Raw genomic sequence first — 18,390 nt, forward strand, 5'->3', positions numbered from 1 at the left:
ATGGGTGGCAGAGAGACCGCCGCCGACGCGATGGGGACCCTGTTCGTCGTTGGCATCGGCCCCGGACTGCCGCACGCGATGACCCAGCGAGCCAAGGACGTCATCACCACCGCCGATTGCGTCATCGCATCGAACCTCTATCAGGAGTTCCTCCGTCGCGACGGAACGCTCCCCCCAGAAAACGCCGAGGTGGAAGCCGCACCTGATGGGGGAACGGCGGCGGGCGAGGAGTCCGGAACCGTCCTCGAACGGCCAGGGGGAAGCCGCCAGACTCTCATCCGGTCGACGATGGGGAAGCAGGTCGAACTGGCCCGTGAGGCGTTCCAGCGTGTCCGGGCCGGCGAGGACGTTGCCCACGTTTCTGGCGGCGATCCGAACGTCTACGGCAAGAGCGACCTCCTGTACACGATGGCCGAGGCGGACGAGGCGTACGACGTGCCCATCGAGGTCGTCCCCGGTGTGACGGCGGCACTCGGTGGCGCGGCGAACCTCGGCGCACCGCTGTCGAACGACTTCTGTACGGTCTCGCTGTCCGACAAGTGGCGCGGATGGGACGAGATCGAAGAGAAACTGCGAGCCGCGGCGATCAGTGGGTTCGTCATCGTCCTCTACAACTGCTGGCGTGACTATCAGCGCGCGATCGACGTGGTTCGCGAGGAACGAGCCGACGACGTACCGGTCGGCATTTTCAACGACGCCGGCCGCGGCGACGCAGGTCGAAATCTGGACGACGAGACACACACCATCACCACCCTCGGCGAGGCGAACGACCACGACGACGAGGTCGGCGGGATGGGGACGTCCATTCTGATCGGCACCCAGGAGACGACGGTCTGGGAGAACGACTACGGCAACCACCTCGTCACCCCGCGCGGCGGGCGTGACGTCGACGATTTCTGACAATGAGCACTGACGACACCACTACTGAGACGAGCACAGACACCGAAACCAACTGCGGCGCGAGCGACGAGTCGAACGCGGGTGAAACTGCGACTGACACCAAACCGGGGTCGAAATGCGGAGGGTCGACGCCGGACGCCGAGACCGACGGTGGCGTTTCGAGCGCGGCCGGAACGGCGACAGACGCTGATGAGAGCACGTCGACGTGTGGCGGATCCACGACGTCGTCGAGTGCTGGATGCGGCAGTTCGAAGAAGTCGGCAACCGAAGAGAAGGTCGGGTCTACTGTCGACGACTTCGAGGCGGATCCCGGACGACTCGTCGCCGTTGGCTTAGGTCCTGGACAGCCAGAGGGGATGACCCAGCGTGCCCGGGGGGCGCTGCTCGACGCAGAGCATATCGTCGGGTACACCACGTACATTGAACTCCTGCCAGAAGAAGTCACGGAGTCGGCAGAGGAACTGTACGACACGCCGATGTGTGGCGAGGTGTCTCGCACAGAGGAAGCGATCGACCGCGCACTCGCGGGTACCGACGTCGCCATCATCGGAAGCGGCGATCCGAACGTCTACGCGCTGGCCGGTCTGGCCCTGGAGATACTTGAGTCGAAAGGCGCGACCGCGAGTATGGTCGACTTCGAGGTCGTTCCCGGCGTCCCCGCAGCCCAGTCCTGTGGCGCGCGGTTGGGCGCACCGCTCGTGAACGACACGGTCAGTCTCTCCCTGTCGGACCACCTGACGTCGATGCCAACCATCGAATCACGGCTCCACGCGGCAGCTAAGGAGGGCTTCACGATCGCGATCTACAATCCCTGGAGCCGCAAGCGACGGGAGAACTTCCAGAAGTGCTGTGAGATTCTCTTAGCGCACCGCGCGCCCGACACGCCCGTCGGAGTTGTCCACGGGGCGGGCCGCGACGACGAAGAGGTTGAGATCGTCGAACTCGGCGAGCTCGAGGAACTCGGCGAGACTGACCTCATCGATATGACGACGACGATCCTCGTCGGAAACGAGGAAACGTACGTCTGGGACGATCGGATGGTGACGCCGCGGGGATACCAGTCAAAGTATGACTACTGAATACCAGGTGCGGCTCGACCGTAGCGCCTGCGATGGCGTGTTCGCTTGCCTCGCCCGGGACGACCGCTTCGTCGAGGCCTCCGACGGGCTGGCGACTATCGACGGGGGCGACGACGGGAGTCATCAGAAGCGAACTATGGACGGAGCGGAGGTCGTGACGTTCACCGACGGGCAGCTGACGGCAGCCGAACAGGCGGCCCGCGCCTGCCCGGTCGACGCGATCGAGGTCCTGACGGGGGAAGACAATGAGTGACGCGAGCCGACGATCCACGACGCCGGACCCAGTCGAGGATTTGCTCGCCTCGACACCGGCCACGGCGTATTTCTGGGGACGCGTAGCCGGTGATGGCGAACTGACCGAGGACTGTGTGACCGTTCGGACGACAGACGAGACCTCGGCCGACGCGCTCGCAGCGATTGCCGGCACCGGTCGAACGGATCACGACCATCGAATCACCGCCCGGGAGTCGGCGCACAACGCCTCGATCGTCCGGTTCGACGACGAGTACCAGTTGCAGGTATTCGGGACGCTGGCCGAGCGTGCGAGTGCCGCACTTGGGCTTCCAATCGACGGACAGCCCGGTGGATACCGGTTCGACACGTTCTCAGAGTACCGTCCACAGCTCGTTCGTGGATTACTCGAAGCCTGTGGCACCATCTGTTTCCGAGAGTCCTCGGGGTCTGTCGGTGTCTCGTTCGTCCACGACGACGACGCCCTCCTTCGGACGGTTCAGTCGCACCTCGCCGCCGCTGATCCCCACGTTCCGGCCGACGACCTCTCCGAGACGTCTTCCGGTGGCTACTGGTTCGGTCTGAGCGATGATGCGGACACGGCAGCGTTTGCCCGATGGGTGTACGCCGGCAGCGACGGGTCGGGACTGTACTCGACAGAGCGGCGGCAGAAACTCCGTCGGAGCGTCGAACGCGCAAACGGTAGCGAGGTAGGCGAACTCTCCCGATGACCACGAACGCGACAGCCACCTCGATCGGCCTCGACGACGAAGCCGTCCTGCTGGTCGGTCACGGATCTCGCCGCGAGAAGTCGAACGAACAGGTTCGCAGGCTCGCGGCCGACCTCGAAGGCCGACTCGGCGTCCCGGTCGACGCAGGGTTCCTCGAACTCGCGAAACCGTCGATCCCCGACGCCATCGCAGGCCTCGCCTCGAGTGTCTCGCGAATCACCGTCGTCCAGCTATCGCTCTTCGCAGCCAGTCATGTCAAGAACGACGTGCCACTGGCAGTCCAGAACGCCCGCGCAGAACACCCTGGGATCACAATCCACAACGGTGCACATCTTGGGGTACATCCCGCACTCGTAGACCTCCTTGACGATCGGGCCGCGGCTGTAGAAGCGGAGCTGGGGGTCGACCGTGACGAAGCAGACGTCGCGGTCGTCCTCTGTGCCCGTGGCTCCAGCGACCCGGACGCGAACAGTGACGCACACAAACTCGCCCGGTTACTGTACGAGGGGCGCGCCTTCGATCGTGTCGAAACCTCGTTCATCGGTGTTACCGAGCCGCGCCTCGAGGAGACGCTCCATACAGTGGCGAAAAACCGTCCAGACGCCGTGGTGGTACTCCCGTATATGCTGGGAGACGGCGTTCTCACCGGACGTATCCGCGACGGTGCCGCCGAGTTCGACGACGAATATCCGTACGTCGACGCCGGTGCGGGCGACCCGCTTGGGACCGACACTCGAATTCTGGACGTGCTCGGTGATCGGTGGCAGGAAGCTCGGACCGACAGCGTAGACATGTCCTGTGACACCTGCAAATACAAGGTGGAACTCGACGGGTACGAGGAGGACGTCGGCGGTGCGAGAGCGATGCTTCGGGCGCTGACACACCAGGAATCACACGCAGATCGCGATGACGTGGACGCCCAACCTCACGCACACGACGCACCGGAGAAACACGTCGCGGTCTGTACGAACCAGACCTGTGCCGCCGACGGTTCACCAGCCGTTCTGGAACGGTTGCGACAGGAGGGCCGTGACTCTGACGCCTGTGACGCCCGAATCACGCGTTCGTCGTGTCTCGGCCGCTGTGGCGACGGCCCCATCGTCGCCGTCTATCCCGACGGTGTCTGGTACGGGGATGTCGACCAGACCGACGCGGAGCGAATCGTTTCGTCCCATCTTGATCGGGACCGTATCGTCTCGGACCTCGTCGATCAAACACTGTAACCACACCGATGAGCTGCTATGAAATCGAAGCCCTACGACTCGGACTGATGAACGTACTCGGGACCGAAGACCGGAGCGCACGCGAACACGCGGAGACTGAACTAGCGGGTCATCTCGATGGCCCGATCGAGGGGTTAGCAAACGCGGAGAGCGTTTCGGAGATCGAGCGCCACCTCGATGCGGCGCTCGTCGACCTCGAGGAGGAAATCGCCGCCACCGACACAGACGACCCGGAGTACGACTATATGCGTGGCCGACTGGTGGCCGTCCGCGACGCGGAGCGCGCCGTCCATCGGCTGACAGACCAAGGCGAGAGCGTCCTGAGCGGGTTGGGTGAGGCACACGACGTCCTCCACGAGACCTTCCCCGTCGATGAGTAACGCCCTGCAACAGCGGGCGGTCGAACTCGGTGACGTACCGCCCGCTCGATCCCGGCACGCGGGCAAACGGTCGGCAGTCACGTTGCCCGGGGCGTTGGTGGTCACTGGAACCGCCACCGGAGACGTGGTCGCGTACGACCGAACGACTCTCGATGAACGATGGCGAGAGAGAAGGGACACTGAGATGACGTCCGTCGTGGCAGCGGAGCCGTTCGGCGACGGTGTCGTGATCGGCGAGCGCAGTGCCGAGGGAACGCTCCGATGCTACGACCAGAAGACCGGCGAACTCCGATGGCAGTACGCCACCGCGAGGGACCTCGGGGCTCCGCAGAAATCGTCTCGGTTCTTTCTTCCCTTCGTCGCAGCTCTCGAGACGGCCGGAGATCGGTTGTACGTTGCATCCCGTCGTTACGAGCGCGACGGTGACCATCGATCCTTCACTAGTGCCGTCTACGCGTTCGACGAGACGGGCGATGTCGTCTGGACGCACGAGACCGATGCATCGCCGATCAGTCTCGATGTCGAAGAGCGCCGCTTGGCCGTCGCGTACAATCGCTGTCCTGGCACCCATCAGCACGGGGTAGTCGTCCTCGATGCGGCAACAGGGACCGTTCGATACGAGTGGGATCCCGGTACCGACGGTCAGCGACGCGTTGGTGACGTATCGCTCGTCTCGGACGGCGTGATAGTTGCCAGTCACGGCGACTACTGTGGCTACCGCCTCCACGACGGGGGTGCCGAACAGTGGTGTGTCGACCTCGGAACACCAGCGGCGATCGGCGATGAAACGGTGTACGCCTATCCGAACCACGTGCACGCGACGGCGGACGCCGCGGTCTTCGTCACGGGGAACACGTACTCGAGGGACGGCCGCGAGACTGCGTCACTGCATCCTCGTGAGCACACTGCCTTCGGGTACACCCCGGACGGTGAGTGCGTCTGGACGGCTTCGGCCGGTGGCTTCGCGAGCGAACTCGGTGTCGGAGGAAACCACGTGGCTGTTCCCGGGGCACAACATTTCCGCACCCGGGATGCCGCGGTCCACGGTCTTCGGATATTCAGTACGGAAACTGGCCTCGAGGCGACCTTCGAAACCGATGGCATCGTCACAGCGGTTGCACTTGACGGTGAATCGTTCGTCGCCGTGGAGGAGCCGGTGGTCTATCACGACGAGGGGGAGAAACGGGGGACCTATCGGTTGGTATCGGGTGCGAGCCGCCGGGAGGCCCGAGCACACCGGGATCACTTGTAGCGGAGACGGTACGCTCGGCGCTACTCTCCTCGTTGCGACGCGTCGGCACCGAATTCGTCTTCGAGCAACTCTGGCACGTCTTCCGGACGCACGTCCGAGTACCACTGATTGCGGGGATGGATGACCAGGGCGGTGCCGTCGGCGCTACACAGACCGAGACAGCTCGTCTCCGCGACGTGGACCTGAGACCAGAAGACGTCTCGTTCACGCAACCACGACTTCACTGCGTCGTACACCTCATCACCGTGGGCCTCCGCACAGCAGGCATACTCTGAATCTCGCGCGTTCGTACAGACTAACACGTGGTCTGAAAATCCGTTCTCACGCACGTCGTCGGTTCGGGACCTCATCAATCTGCACTGAGAGTTCCGTCGGTGGGGTCGGTTGCGATAGCAGCGGGCCCCGTGTCCATCGACCGGCGGCGAAGTCGGGCGTGAGTGCCCGCGAGGAGCAGCCAGAGCAACGCCTGTCCGAACACGATCGTTCCCGTTAGTCCACTCGCCAACTCGGATGGAAGGGAACTCTCCACGGCGTTCACCGGGGAAAGAGCGGCTGGAATCGCGAGCAACCCGAGAGAAAGCATCGCGACGATGGTAGCGGTCGGTCGTCCGTGTGTGTCTCGGAGGCGATCGTACACGAACCCTGCGAGCAAACAGACGAACGCACCGGCCACCATCATTCCCCCATAGAGCATACTGCGAAGCTCCGCCGGGAGTGCCTGTTCGGCTCCTAACCGTTGTGGCGAGAGCACGAGCCACGGCGCTCCGGAGACTGTGATGAACCCGGCAACCGCCAAGAGGTAGCTCTGCGTTCCGCCAGTGCCCGGGATTACGGGTTCGAGGAAGTAGTAGGCGATGCCGAACACGACCCCACCCAAGAGAATGCCCCAGAGCACACCGGAGACGATACTCACGCCGTTTGTTACCGTCATCGAAACGGTGCTATCGTGCTGTGCTCCACCGCTCCCCTCGTGGTGTTCCCCAGTTGCGTGTTCGTGGTTGTCGCCGATAGCGTGGCTACCGTGGCCGAGTTCATCGGCGAACGCGACGAGCGGATTAGCGACGAATGCTATGAGGAGACCGAATACCAGCCCAGCAACCACCCCTGCTTTCACCCCCCGCTTCAGATAGGCAGCGAGCATCGTCAGTGGCAGGTGATCCCCGCCGCGTGCCGAAAGTTGTGCATAGAATCGTGCAGCATCGGGTCCTGAACGAACAGGAGAGCGAATCCGAGTGCCGCGACGAGAGCGAGTCCGACGGCCAGCTGCGTCGGCGTTAGTTCTACGCGTGCCTGTTCGACTCTACCGTGAACGGTGTTGTTGGCAGTCGGCATCCTAAACCACACTTTCACAAAATCAAGTAAGGTTGTAAATCTTCCGGACGAATCAAACCTCACTTTCGTGTGCGGTCGCGACGGCTGCCTCGATTCGTTCGGCTGACAGGGCGGAGAGCGGCACACGCTCGCCCTCCGTTTCGTCGGCGATCAGGCCTGTTACACCGGATCGGTCACCGTCACTTGCGTCGACGACGACCACGTGGGGATCGAACTCGCTCAACCGGGTAGCGGCTTCACGCGTCTCACGGAGTGGGCTCTCTTTCGCAACGTTCGCTCGGCCATCAGTGACCAGCACAACGACGCTGGTGCTTGGTTCGGCCCGGTCGAGCACGTCGCCGGCCGTTCGGAGGCCTGACGGCAGTGGCGTCCGGTCCCCAGTCGGCAGATCCTTGAGATGTCGAGCGGCGAGGGTGACGCTGTCTGTCGGGGGGAGGAGCACGTTTGCTTCCTCGCCGGCGAAGGCGACGAACGCGACTTCGTCGCGCTTCTGATAGGCGTCCTTGAGAAGTTCAAGCACGGTTCCCTTCGCGGCACGCATCGCCGGGAGCATCGACGCACTCGCGTCCACGACGAACACCACCAACGCGGAGGACTCGCTCTGCCGGACAGATTGACGGAGGTCGCGCGACTCGACGGACGCAGCGCCGCGGGCGGATGCTGCTCGAACCGACGCCGCGACGTCGATGCGTCGGGTCGAATCAGCTTGCCGACTCCGTATCCGTGCCCCCTCGGTGTCTACGTGTGGCTGCGTCCGCGAACGGGATCCGCGTTCTGCTCTCCCGCTCTCGACGGCTTCGGGTGCGGTCAGTTCGGGAGCGCGTGCGGCCCCGACGTCGGCACGCGACTCTCCTGGGACGATCGGTGTTCCTTCGGTTACGTCGTCGTTTGCCTCCGCCTCCGTGTTCTCGTCCGCCGCCTCTGCTTCGACATCGTCGGTCCCTCTCTCCTCACTCCGTTTTGGGGACGACGTGCCGGACTCACCCCCGTCGTGCGTGCCGTTCTGTTCGGACGATCCGGGGTCGGTCGAGTCCGACGGGTCCGCCTCCTCGGCGTCTCCGGTGTCATCCGCTCCGTCCGACGGATTCTCCTCGGCGTCGGGGGGCGCCTCCTCTGGGCGGTCGCTTCGGTCCTCTTGCCCGCTGTCGTTACCCTCACCATCGAAGTGGTCGTCGATGAGCTCACTCGGATCGGGCGCGTCTTCGAACGGCTGTGATCGAAGTCGGTGCGGGAGGGCGAGTTCCGCCGCCCGCTGCACGTCGGCTTCGATGACCTTCGTGCGCCCGTCGAGCGCGGCGAACGTTATCGCGGCACGCGCTGTTGCGATGTCTCCGCGGTGTCCGTCAACACCGGAGTCCCGACAGAGTGCTGCGATGTCCCGGGTGAACTGGGTGGAAAGATCGACTTCGGAGAGTCGCGTGCGGGCTTGTTCCAGCTGGTCCCGGAAGTCCCCGTCCTCGACACCCCCGTTGGTCGATTGCTCCGTTCGGGCTCCATCTGTTCGGCCGATCGCTCGGTCGATGATACTGACCCGTTGCTCTACGCCTTCACAGGCGGTGACCGACGCTTGGAGCGCGAACCGGTCGCGAAGCTGCGGTCTGAGATCTCCCTCTTCGGGATTCATCGTCCCCACGAGCGTGAACCTAGCAGGGTGAGAGACACTCAGACCGTCACGTTCGATTCTGTTGACCCCGCTCGCCGCCACATCAAGTAACACGTCGACGAGGTGATCGTCGAGGAGATTTACCTCATCAACGTAGAGGATACCGCGGTTCGCACGGGCGAGCACTCCGGGATCGAACTCGTATTCGCCGTCGAGTGCATCCGCTACGGAAAGTGTCCCGACGACCCGCTCGCGGGTCGCCCCCAGCGGGAGCGTAACGAGAGGAACCGACCGTTCGACGGTCGGGGGATCGGTCCGCTCACGGCAGTCTTCGCACTGATACTCGGGGACGTTCGGCGGGCACCCGTACGGACAGCCCTCGACGGCATCCTGTGTCGGCAGAAGGTCAGTTAGCGCCCGCACCGCCGTGGACTTCGCCGTTCCTTTCTCGCCCTGTATGAGAAGGCCATTCAGGTCATCGTTCGTTGCGATGGTAAGTAAAGCTCTCTTGAGTTCCTCCTGACCGACGATTTCCGAGAAGGACAGCGACGTCCCCCGACCGTGCGAAGCTTTTTTGCCTCCGCCGTTATCAACCATACTTGTATTAGCACAACGGAGATTTAACAACGTTATGCCAACAATCGGCCTATACACCGCGACCGAGAACGAACTCGGTGCTGTCCAGCAGGCGGCGGCGCGAACTGACGTCGATTTGGTCGTTCGCTCGGAGAGCGACATCGACGATCAGGCAGACATCGACGCGTTCCTCGACGAGCTCGAAGATGCGGCGGCGGCGATCTTCTGGCTGCACGGCGCCGAGGAGAGTATGCCAGGCTACGAGCACGCCGTCAGTCGCCTGGAGGAGGCTGGGGTTCCGCTGGTCGTCAAATCGACCGGTGACGCCTACGCACGTGCGGACACATCCGTCACTGCGACAGACCGCGACCGAGTCTATGAATATCTGGAGAAAGGCGGGACCAGCAACGTCGCGAACTGCGTTCGGTTCCTCGTCGACGAGTACGGGTCCGCCGCGTGCGACTACGACGAACCGGTGACGCTCCCGACGGAGGGAGTGTACCATCCAGACTATCCGGGGGCATCGTACGAAGAACTGATCGATATGGTAGACCCAGAGACACCGACGGTCGCCATCTGGTTCTACGAATCTCATTGGACCCACGAGAATACGCGGTACGTCGACGGTCAGGTGCGCGCCGTCGAAGCTCAGGGGGCGGATGCACTGCCGGTTTTCTGTAATCCCGCGACGGACAGCGACGAACAGTGGGACGCTGAACGCGTAACCGAGGAGTGGCTTCTGGACGATGGAGAGCCTCTGGTCGACGCTGTGCTCTCGTCGTTTATGTTCTCGCTGTCGATGGACGAGCGAGGGCGGGCGGCCGATGATGAGGGGAATGGCGCGGAGACTGTCTTCCTCGACCGACTCGGCGTGCCCGTCATCCAAACCGTGACGACGATGCGATCTCGCTCACGGTACGAGAAGAGCGACACGGGCGTTATGGGCTTCGAACTCGCGCTGTCGGTTGCGCTCCCGGAGTTCGACGGCAACGTCATCACTCATCCAATCAGCGGCAAGGAACGGACCGACGACGAGGCGGGCATCGGAAGCGCGCCGAAACAACACTTCCCCAACGATGACCGGGTGGACCACGCCGCGAGGCTCGCGGTCAACTGGGCGCGGCTTCGGCAAACCTCGAACGAAGAAAAGAACGTCGCGGTCGTCCTGCACAATTACCCGCCGAGCGACGATGGCATCGGTACTGCCTTCGGACTCGACAGTCCCCAGAGCACGGTCAACCTTCTCCAGGAACTTCGCGAGCGCGATTACGACCTCGGCGGACGGACACCAACGGACGGTCAGGCCCTGATAGATCAGTTGACCGCGCAGTTAACGCTCGACGACCGCTGGGTCGCCCCAGCGGACGTGCGCGACCTGAGCGTCGACGTCGTTCCCCCCGAGCAGTATCGCGAGTGGTTCGCGGCCACGGACGAACGCTTCCAGTCGAACGTCGTGGACGAATGGGGCGAAGTGCCCGACCGTCCGTTCGCTATCCCGGGTGTTGCGTTCGGGAACGTCCTCGTCACCGTCCAACCACCGCGTGGGTTCGGAATGGACCCCTCGAAGGTCTATCACGACTCCGACCTCCAGCCCCCCCACGACTACGTGGCGTTCTACGGCTGGCTCCGAAACACGTTCGAGGCTGATGCGGTCGTTCACCTCGGCACGCACGGGAGTCTGGAGTGGCTCCCCGGCAAGACGGTCGGACTGAACGGCGAGAGCGCTCCGGACCAGCTCGTCGACGACATCCCGAACGTCTACCCGTACATCATCAACAATCCGGGTGAGGGGACCCAGGCGAAACGGCGCTCGTACGCAGCCATCGTGGATTACCTGACGCCGGTGATGCGCAACGCCGGAACGTACGACGAACTGGCCGAACTCGAGGAGCTCGCCGACCAGTACCGCGAAGCCGGGATGAAAGACGCCCGCACCGACGACGGCGAACACCTCGAGCGACTCCTCCGAGAGAAGGTCGACGAACTGGATCTCGCGGTCGAACTCGGCATCGCAGGTGATGTCGACGAGCGGGTTGAGGTTCGCGGTCCAGAGGAAGCCGGTACGACGCTCGCGGAGGGGAGAGTCGATGGAGACGAGATCGACGTCGACGAACTCGTCGAACGTATCCACGGGTACCTCACGGACGTGAAGACGACGCAGATTCGGATGGGCCTCCACACGATGAGTGAGCCTCCAGAGGCTGACCGTCTCGTCGAGTACCTCGTCGCACTCACGCGCCTGGAGAACCCGGGCGGGCCCAGTCTCCGAGAGAGTGTGGCCGGCGTGCTCGGCGTCGACTACCAACGGATGCTCGACGAACCGGGAGTGTACGACGACGAGCTGGGTCTGACACTCTCGGAGGCTGCCGACGAAGTGTACGAGACGAGTCTCGAACTCGTGGAGACGCTGGCCGCCCACGACTTCGACATTCCGGCTTCGGAGAGAGAAGCGGGACCGGAGGATGAGGGCACTATGAACCTTCTCGTGGTGGACATTGACCCGCTCGGGGACGCACGTGCGAAATCCGGTGCCCACAACGACCTCCGGGACGCGCTGGGGTTCATCTGTGAAGAGGTTGCTCCTCGCGTCCGAGGTGCACAGGACGAGGTTCCGAGAACGGCAGACGCCTTGGCCGGCGAATACGTCCCGCCTGGTGGGAGCGGTGCGCCGACGCGGGGTGGCGTCGACCTGCTGCCGACAGCACGAAACTTCTACACGCTCGATCCACGGAAGGTGCCGGCCAAGAGCGCGTGGCGCGTGGGGAAGGAGGTCGCGGACGGCATCGTAGCGCGTCACCACGAAGCGGACGGTGCGTATCCAGAAGAGGTCGGCGTCGTCGCGTGGGGGACGCCGACCGTTCGAACGCGGGGCGAGACCATCGCCCAAGTGCTGGCGCTGATGGGCGTCGAACCCGAGTGGACCGACGCCGGACGTATCGACGGCGTCACTCCCATTCCTCTGGACGAACTCGATCGCCCCCGGATCGACGTCACCACTCGCGTCTCGGGGCTGTTCCGCGACGCCTTCCCGCAGGCCGCAGGCGTCGTTCACGACGCCGTCGACGCGGTCGTCGCCCTCGAGGAACCACCCGAGATGAACTACGTCAAAAAGCACGTCGAGGCGGAAGCCGAGCGGCTCGACGAGCAGGGTGTCGATGACCCCGAAAAGGCCGCCAGACATCGCGTGTTCACGACTCGACCCGGCGGGTACGGTGCGGGCACGAACAAAGCAGTCGACGAAGGGAACTGGGACGACCGGTCCGACCTCGCCGACGTGTACGTCCAGTGGGGCGGATACGCCCTCGGGAAGCGAGGGCGCGTCACAGAGGCCCGCGAGTCCTTTGAGCGACGCCTCGGAAGCGTGGACGCCACGGTCAAGATCGAGGATACTGCCGAACAGGACGAGTTCGACAGCTCTGATTGGTACGCGTTCCACGGTGGGTTCATCACCGCTGTTTCGGAGATTGCGGGCGAGGAGCCAGCCTCCTACGTCGGCGATTCCAGCGATCCCGACAACGTCTCAGTGTACACCAACGAGGAGAAGGTCCGCAAGGCGATGCGCGCCCGCGTCCTCAACCCTGACTGGCTCGACAGTATGACCGAACACGAGTACAAGGGTGCTGGCGACCTATCGAGTACCGTGGATGTCGTCCTCGGCTGGGACGCGACCACGGGCGTCGTCAGTGACGCGCTCTGGGCCGACGTCGCCGAGAAGTACGCGTTCGACGAGGACCGTCAGGAGTGGATGCGCGACGTAAACCCGTGGGCCCTAGAGAGTATTAGTGACACACTCCTCGAGGCGATCGACCGCGGACTGTGGGACGCCGACGACGAGATCGCCGACGAACTCCGGGACATCAATCTTCGAGTGGACGGTGACATCGAGGCGCGCGCCGGGAGCGCGAGTACACCGGAGGTGTCCAGTGATGACGACTGAGGACTGCCGAACAGACGGTGGTAGCGAGGCCGGGAACGCCAGTGACTTCGAGGAGTACGCCGATCTCGGTGCGACGACCGAGAACGCGATGGCGATCGCCGAGACGAGTATGGATCGCGTGCGCGACCTCGTCCCGGACGAGACGGTGGCCGACCGCATTCGACAGAAGAGTGTCCATGCCACTGGCGATCCAGAGTTCCAGCACCTCGTGCGGTTCACCGGTGAGACCGAGGCCGAACCGGTCGTCGCTGGCGCACGGGCGGTCCTCGATGAGCAGCCAATCGTTACCGACATCACGATGGTCAAGGCCGGTATCACTGGTCGCGGTCACGACTGCCCTGTTCAGAAGGCCATCGGGAACGGTGCCGAACTCGCGAAACAGACGGGCACGACGCGGACGGCTGCGTCTGTCCTCGAACTCGACAAACAGGGGGTGTACGACGGCGCCATCGCCGTTATCGGGAACGCTCCGACCGCAGCACTCGCCCTCGCAGACTGTATCGAGGACGGCACGCGCCCGGCCGTTGTGGTTGCCACGCCGGTCGGCTTCGTCAAAGCTGCGGAGAGCCGGACACGACTACGGGAGGTCGCGGACTCATACGGCGTCCCTGCAATCACGAACGTCGGCCGTCGCGGCGGAAGTGGGTTGGCAGCGGGCCTGACGAACGAACTCGTCCACGTGGCAAGCGACGTCCGGAGTGGAGAGGTCGACCTCCCGTGACCGACACCTACGATCTAGACTCCGGCCCCGATCCAGCGGCACTGGCGGCATCGGTTCCTGAATCCGGGTCCGTATCTGCGGCGGACCCGGTGTACGCAGTCGGTATCGGCCCGGGCAATCTGGCGTATCTGACCCCTCGCAGCGAGCGCGCAATCCGCGATGCCGATGTCGTCGTGGGTTTCGAGACCGTCGTCGAGTTCGTCCGCGAGAAGACGAACGCCGACCTACTCACGTGTGGGTATCGTGATGAGGCCGAGACGCTCGCGAGGTTTGCTGACCGTGTGGCTGAGGGGGAGTCCGGAACGGCCGTCCTGATGGGAGACCCGAACCACTCGGGCTATCAGTTCGTTGGAAAAGTTCAGGCCGCCGTCGAACGGCCCGTTCGGGTTATCCCTGGTATCTCGTCCCTACAGGTGGCCGCCAGCAGGGCACGAACACCGATGGAGGAGACGGTCTTCGTGACTCTCCACAAGAGTGGAGAGATCACACCTGACCTCCGTCGACTTTGCGATGAGGTCGGTGACCGACACCTGCTCGTGCTCCCGCGTCCCTCCGACTGGATGCCGGAAGACATCGCTGCCGAATTACTCGATGAGGGTGCATCCCCTTCGCTTGGGGCTCTCGTCTTGGAACGGCTGACACACGACGACGAAGAAGTGACGAGGACAACGCTAGGTAAACTCCAAGCACTCACGAACGAATCAGATACCGAAACGTCACCGTTCTCCGATCTGTCGGTCCTCGCGGTTCGGTCCAACTAGCGGATACCGATTCAGCGTCCTCCCGAATCTTCGCTTGTCATAGCTCTCACTGCTGTCTACGGGCTAGTAGGTCTCTTCTTGTAGCACTATTGCCACGCTCTCGCTGACGGAAATCCGACTCACCAAAACTTATTTGATGGTCTGTCTCAACCGATAAGACAACCCAAATTGGGTTAACACAAATAAAATTGTACACGTGGCTAACCCATGACATCCGAATCAATCCTGCTCATCGGCCGTACGACGAGAAACGCCCACGAAGTACTCGAAGCACACGCCGAGCGTCTCAGGCGGCGTTCCGCCGTCGATGACGTCGAGGTCGCGACGTACGAGAGTGAACCGATCCGCGAACTCAAAGAACAGTTCGAGCGAATTTCTGCGGATACAGTGTATGCAGTCCCGATGTGTGCTGCACATAGCCACGACACGATCGACGGGGTCCCCGCCGCGCTCTCCTCTGTCGCTGGGGACGTACACTACTGTGAACCACTCGGTCAGAGTCCGGCCGTCACCGAGGTGATAGAAGAGAAAGGGGCGAATCTGATTCCGGCATCTGAGGACGTCTCTCTCATCCTCGTTGGGTTCGGGAGTAGTTCGAAACCATACCACCGGCAAACGACCGACTATCACGCAGCTCGACTTCGAGAACAGTCGGGGTACGGAGAGGTGCTGACCTGCTATCTCCTCCAGAATCCAACAGTCGAATGTGCCCGGTACAACACTAGTAATACTCAGTCGGTGGCTGTCCCACTCTTTCTGACACGAACCGAAGCGACCGAGAGCAGGATTCCCGGGGAACTCGACCTCGCACGCGGCGGCATCGAGTATGCCGACCCGCTTGGAGCGCATCCACGAATAACGGACGCCGTTCACGCGGAGGTGGAAAAGCAACGCGCGCTCGCTGGTGACGACAACGCGTCGGCAGCCTCGTTCGAAGCGCAATTGACCCGGACGAAACGCCCAATCGCAACTGATGGGGAAGGGATCCAGCGGTACTGATTCGGATCTTAGAATGAAATTCGTTCTCATCGGAGGCGACACCGAGACGGCCCGTATCGATGGGATCAGCGCAGCAGGGGCCACCCCCGACGCGATGGTTCACACGCCCAGTGCAGACCTCGAAATCGTCGAATACGATCACCCAGTCCAGGCCCCGGTCGTTCCGGGGAGCCCGAGCGGCTGCCCAACGCCAGCAGTCATCACTCGCGCTGTCCGCGAACTCCTCGCGTTCGACCTACTGGCCGTCGAGGCCGGGCTCGCCGGGTCGACGATGGCACCGACAGTCAGGATCGGAGACGAGGTCGGAAGCGACATCCGAACCTCGGATCCGGTCGCGTCGGCTTCGGACACGTTCGAAGCCGCTCGTCGGCTGGGTCGCTCCCTGCCCGACGAGGAACTCGTGATCGGCGAGACGATTCCCGGTGACACGACGACTGCCCTCGGTGTGCTGACTGCACTCGGGGAGCAGCCGACCGTCTCATCGTCGCTGCCGGAGAATCCACTCTCGCTCAAGCGTGGCGTGGTCCGGGAAGCACTGGACACGAGCAGCATATCGAACGGGAGCGCTGCCGGTACCCCGATAGAGGCGGTTCGGCATATCGGTGACCCAGTCCTCGGTGCTGTGGCCGGATTGACTGCTGGCGCGACTGCCGCTGGAAAGAACGTACCGCTCGCCGGCGGCACCCAGATGGCGGCCGCCGCCGCACTCGTTGGACACACGGGCACGGGTAGTTCGCTCTCGCTCGCGACCACCTCCTTCATCGTTGCCGACGAAACGGCGGGGATCCGCGAGCTGGCGGACGATCTCGACGTCGCGCTGACGGTCACCGATCCCGGTTTCGGGAGCGTGAGCCATCCGGCGATGGATGCCTACGTGGCTGGTGAGGCGAAGGAAGGCGTGGGAATGGGCGGGGCCTGGTCGTTGGCTGCCGCTGCCGACGTATCGATGGCAGCCGTCCGCGAGAAAGTCGCCACCGTCTACGACAGGCTCGTCGGTGAGGAGGTCACTGCTACATGAAGGGTATCGTCATTGGCGGTACCCGTTCAGGCGTCGGGAAGACCGTGGCCACGCTCGCCATCATTCGCGCTCTCCAAGAGCAGGACTATACGGTCCAACCCGCCAAAGCTGGTCCCGATTTCATCGATCCCAGTCATCACGAGCGCGTGGCCGGTCGGCCGTCGCGAACGCTCGACCGCTGGCTCCAGGGCGACACCGGGCTTCGGCGGAACTACTACCGAGGCGACGGCGACGTCTGTATCGTGGAAGGCGTGATGGGGTTGTACGACGGCGACGGTTCCAGTACCGCAATGGTCGCCGAGTCACTCGACCTTCCGGTCGTTCTGGTCGTCGATGCGAAAGCCGGGATGGAAAGCGTCGCCGCGACTGCACTCGGATTTCAGCGATACACCGAACATACCGACACCGACATCGATGTCGCAGGTGTCGTCGCCCAACGCGCTCACGGCGGACGTCACGAGCGTGGCATTCGCGACGCACTGCCGGACGATTTGATGTACCTGGGTCGTATTCCCCCTCGCGACGATTTCGAGATCCCCGACCGTCACCTCGGGCTACATATGGGGGACAAAGTCCCACTTCCTCCCGGAGTCCTCGACGAGGCCGCCGAACACGTCCGCACTGAACGAATCGTTGACATCGCGCGTACCCCTCCCCACCCTCCCCACGTCGAGCACGAAACACGCCAGCCGGAAACGAACAAGCGAGTTGCGGTCGCTCGTGATGAGGCGTTCCGCTTCTATTATCCCGCGACTATCGAGCGCCTTCGAGAGCGTGCGAACGTGGTCACGTTCGCGCCGACGGCAGGAGACGAACTCCCAGACTGTGACGGCGTCTATCTTCCGGGAGGGTACCCCGAACTGCACGCTGCCACGCTGGAGAACAGTCCTGCGATACGGCAACTCGGCACTGCAGCGGCCGAGGGGTGCCCCATCGTCGGCGAATGTGGCGGGCTGATGACGCTCGCCGAGACGCTGACTACCACCGATGGCGACACCCACCGAATGGCAGAGGTGCTCCCTGCGGATGTGCAAATGCACGGTCGATATCAGGCGCTCGATCACGTCGAACTCCGCGCCCGAGAGCGTACACTTACTGCCGACTCGGGGCAGTCCCTGCGCGGTCACGAGTTCCACTATTCGAGTGCTTCTGTTGCCGGAGACAGTCAGTTCGCGTTCGATGTCGAGCGGGGTGACGGCATCGAAGACGGTCGAGACGGGCTCTACGAGTACGAGACGCTCGGGACGTACTGTCACGTCCACCCCGCGAGTGGAGCCTTCGATGCGTTCCTCGAGGCGATGTGAGACGGGACACGAAAACGAAACGATTTCCGGAGGTTCGTCGGTCTCTTCGGAACCATCGTAACGGAGGACAAGCCGGGCGATCCGGGAACCCACCCGTTCACGCGCTTGAAGCGCAGGGCGTCCGGGGCCACCACGGACGACCGCGCTGTCTGGGTGTACGACGACGAGACGTGGTCCTTCGAGCATCGGGAACCGCCGCTCCCTTTTGAGCCATATTGAAGTGATCAGCCTGTCCGCCGGAACGCAACGCCCGACGGTCACACTCTGGGCGACATTGGATCGCGGGACGGCGCCTCCCGCTCGAACGGAGATCTCTTTGGAAACCGTAGAGACGATGGCCCTC

At 63.5% G+C, this 18,390-nt stretch carries 17 protein-coding genes; 13 read left to right on the forward strand and 4 right to left on the reverse strand.

The features are described 5' to 3' along the window. From BLU74_RS12930 to BLU74_RS12960, 7 genes are read left to right on the forward strand one after another with little or no spacing between them, the layout of a single operon-like run. Positions 1–900 (forward strand): precorrin-3B C(17)-methyltransferase, encoded by a 900-nt coding sequence (locus tag BLU74_RS12930; RefSeq protein ID WP_089767948.1) that lies wholly within the window; start codon positions 1–3, stop codon positions 898–900. A 2-nt stretch (positions 901–902) separates the two neighbouring features. Then, the gene (cobJ, locus tag BLU74_RS12935; RefSeq protein WP_089767950.1) at positions 903–1,979 is read left to right on the forward strand and encodes a precorrin-3B C(17)-methyltransferase; all 1,077 of its coding nucleotides are present in this window, start codon (positions 903–905) and stop codon (positions 1,977–1,979) included. Beyond that, positions 1,969–2,232 carry a ferredoxin gene (locus BLU74_RS12940; RefSeq protein WP_089767952.1) on the forward strand — a complete coding sequence of 88 codons (264 nt, stop codon included), beginning with the start codon at positions 1,969–1,971 and terminating at the stop codon, positions 2,230–2,232. Before cobJ ends, BLU74_RS12940 begins: the two co-directional genes overlap by 11 nt. Further along, complete coding sequence (locus tag BLU74_RS12945; protein WP_089767954.1) at positions 2,225–2,941, forward strand: cobalamin biosynthesis protein; 717 nt, start codon at positions 2,225–2,227, stop codon at positions 2,939–2,941. Before BLU74_RS12940 ends, BLU74_RS12945 begins: the two co-directional genes overlap by 8 nt. Further along, entirely contained in the window at positions 2,938–4,164 is a 1,227-nt protein-coding gene (locus BLU74_RS12950) for a CbiX/SirB N-terminal domain-containing protein (protein ID WP_089767956.1), read from the forward strand. The genes BLU74_RS12945 and BLU74_RS12950 overlap by 4 nt, the downstream gene beginning before the upstream one ends. A gap of 8 nt (positions 4,165–4,172) precedes the next feature. Further along, entirely contained in the window at positions 4,173–4,544 is a 372-nt protein-coding gene (locus BLU74_RS12955) for a DUF3209 family protein (RefSeq protein WP_089767959.1), read from the forward strand. After that, positions 4,537–5,796: an outer membrane protein assembly factor BamB family protein gene (locus BLU74_RS12960; RefSeq protein WP_089767961.1), complete on the forward strand. Its 1,260-nt coding sequence runs from the start codon at positions 4,537–4,539 to the stop codon at positions 5,794–5,796. The genes BLU74_RS12955 and BLU74_RS12960 overlap by 8 nt, the downstream gene beginning before the upstream one ends. 20 nt (positions 5,797–5,816) lie before the next feature. Here BLU74_RS12960 and BLU74_RS12965 read toward each other — a convergent pair whose 3' ends face one another. Genes BLU74_RS12965 through BLU74_RS12980 form a run of 4 tightly spaced genes read right to left on the reverse strand, consistent with a single transcriptional unit; the run spans position 5,817 to position 9,328 of the window. After that, positions 5,817–6,146 (reverse strand): (2Fe-2S) ferredoxin domain-containing protein, encoded by a 330-nt coding sequence (locus tag BLU74_RS12965; RefSeq protein ID WP_089767964.1) that lies wholly within the window; start codon positions 6,144–6,146, stop codon positions 5,817–5,819. Beyond that, on the reverse strand, positions 6,146–6,937 hold the full coding sequence (locus tag BLU74_RS12970) for a CbtA family protein (RefSeq protein WP_089767967.1): 792 nt from the start codon (positions 6,935–6,937) through the stop codon (positions 6,146–6,148). The genes BLU74_RS12965 and BLU74_RS12970 overlap by 1 nt, the downstream gene beginning before the upstream one ends. Positions 6,938–6,939: 2 nt before the next feature. Continuing rightward, positions 6,940–7,128: a CbtB domain-containing protein gene (locus BLU74_RS12975; protein WP_089767972.1), complete on the reverse strand. Its 189-nt coding sequence runs from the start codon at positions 7,126–7,128 to the stop codon at positions 6,940–6,942. Positions 7,129–7,180: 52 nt separating this feature from the next. Further along, on the reverse strand, positions 7,181–9,328 hold the full coding sequence (locus BLU74_RS12980; protein ID WP_089767975.1) for an ATP-binding protein: 2,148 nt from the start codon (positions 9,326–9,328) through the stop codon (positions 7,181–7,183). A 34-nt stretch (positions 9,329–9,362) separates the two neighbouring features. Between BLU74_RS12980 and cobN the strand changes: the two genes are divergently transcribed. The 6 genes from cobN (at position 9,363) to BLU74_RS13010 (ending at position 18,047) form a co-directional block, all read left to right on the forward strand. After that, positions 9,363–13,244 carry a cobaltochelatase subunit CobN gene (gene cobN / locus BLU74_RS12985; RefSeq protein ID WP_089767978.1) on the forward strand — a complete coding sequence of 1,294 codons (3,882 nt, stop codon included), beginning with the start codon at positions 9,363–9,365 and terminating at the stop codon, positions 13,242–13,244. Then, positions 13,234–13,965 (forward strand): precorrin-8X methylmutase, encoded by a 732-nt coding sequence (locus BLU74_RS12990; RefSeq protein WP_089767981.1) that lies wholly within the window; start codon positions 13,234–13,236, stop codon positions 13,963–13,965. The genes cobN and BLU74_RS12990 overlap by 11 nt, the downstream gene beginning before the upstream one ends. After that, entirely contained in the window at positions 13,962–14,726 is a 765-nt protein-coding gene (locus tag BLU74_RS12995; RefSeq protein WP_089767983.1) for a cobalt-precorrin-7 (C(5))-methyltransferase, read from the forward strand. Before BLU74_RS12990 ends, BLU74_RS12995 begins: the two co-directional genes overlap by 4 nt. 207 nt (positions 14,727–14,933) lie before the next feature. After that, complete coding sequence (locus BLU74_RS13000) at positions 14,934–15,725, forward strand: CbiX/SirB N-terminal domain-containing protein (protein WP_089767985.1); 792 nt, start codon at positions 14,934–14,936, stop codon at positions 15,723–15,725. A 13-nt stretch (positions 15,726–15,738) separates the two neighbouring features. Continuing rightward, positions 15,739–16,743: a nicotinate mononucleotide-dependent phosphoribosyltransferase CobT gene (cobT, locus tag BLU74_RS13005; protein WP_089767987.1), complete on the forward strand. Its 1,005-nt coding sequence runs from the start codon at positions 15,739–15,741 to the stop codon at positions 16,741–16,743. Next, positions 16,740–18,047 carry a cobyrinic acid a,c-diamide synthase gene (locus BLU74_RS13010; RefSeq protein WP_089767989.1) on the forward strand — a complete coding sequence of 436 codons (1,308 nt, stop codon included), beginning with the start codon at positions 16,740–16,742 and terminating at the stop codon, positions 18,045–18,047. Before cobT ends, BLU74_RS13010 begins: the two co-directional genes overlap by 4 nt. Positions 18,048–18,390: the final 343 nt, after the last annotated feature.

The sequence above is a fragment of the Halobellus clavatus genome, from assembly GCF_900107195.1.
Lineage (GTDB): Archaea > Halobacteriota > Halobacteria > Halobacteriales > Haloferacaceae > Haloquadratum > Haloquadratum clavatum.

What these genes read in the sequence shown, in the direction of transcription:
- BLU74_RS12980 (WP_089767975.1), bottom strand. Translation starts at nt 9,328, where the DNA reads ATGGTTGATAACGGCGGAGGCAAAAAAGCTTCGCACGGTCGGGGGACG.
- cobT (WP_089767987.1), top strand. Translation starts at nt 15,739, where the DNA reads ATGAAATTCGTTCTCATCGGAGGCGACACCGAGACGGCCCGTATCGAT.
- BLU74_RS12970 (WP_089767967.1), bottom strand. Translation starts at nt 6,937, where the DNA reads ATGCTCGCTGCCTATCTGAAGCGGGGGGTGAAAGCAGGGGTGGTTGCT.
- cobJ (WP_089767950.1), top strand. Translation starts at nt 903, where the DNA reads ATGAGCACTGACGACACCACTACTGAGACGAGCACAGACACCGAAACC.
- BLU74_RS12955 (WP_089767959.1), top strand. Translation starts at nt 4,173, where the DNA reads ATGAGCTGCTATGAAATCGAAGCCCTACGACTCGGACTGATGAACGTA.
- BLU74_RS13010 (WP_089767989.1), top strand. Translation starts at nt 16,740, where the DNA reads ATGAAGGGTATCGTCATTGGCGGTACCCGTTCAGGCGTCGGGAAGACC.
- BLU74_RS12990 (WP_089767981.1), top strand. Translation starts at nt 13,234, where the DNA reads ATGACGACTGAGGACTGCCGAACAGACGGTGGTAGCGAGGCCGGGAAC.
- BLU74_RS12965 (WP_089767964.1), bottom strand. Translation starts at nt 6,146, where the DNA reads ATGAGGTCCCGAACCGACGACGTGCGTGAGAACGGATTTTCAGACCAC.
- BLU74_RS12960 (WP_089767961.1), top strand. Translation starts at nt 4,537, where the DNA reads ATGAGTAACGCCCTGCAACAGCGGGCGGTCGAACTCGGTGACGTACCG.
- BLU74_RS12930 (WP_089767948.1), top strand. Translation starts at nt 1, where the DNA reads ATGGGTGGCAGAGAGACCGCCGCCGACGCGATGGGGACCCTGTTCGTC.
- BLU74_RS12975 (WP_089767972.1), bottom strand. Translation starts at nt 7,128, where the DNA reads ATGCCGACTGCCAACAACACCGTTCACGGTAGAGTCGAACAGGCACGC.
- BLU74_RS12950 (WP_089767956.1), top strand. Translation starts at nt 2,938, where the DNA reads ATGACCACGAACGCGACAGCCACCTCGATCGGCCTCGACGACGAAGCC.
- BLU74_RS12945 (WP_089767954.1), top strand. Translation starts at nt 2,225, where the DNA reads ATGAGTGACGCGAGCCGACGATCCACGACGCCGGACCCAGTCGAGGAT.
- BLU74_RS13000 (WP_089767985.1), top strand. Translation starts at nt 14,934, where the DNA reads ATGACATCCGAATCAATCCTGCTCATCGGCCGTACGACGAGAAACGCC.
- cobN (WP_089767978.1), top strand. Translation starts at nt 9,363, where the DNA reads ATGCCAACAATCGGCCTATACACCGCGACCGAGAACGAACTCGGTGCT.
- BLU74_RS12940 (WP_089767952.1), top strand. Translation starts at nt 1,969, where the DNA reads ATGACTACTGAATACCAGGTGCGGCTCGACCGTAGCGCCTGCGATGGC.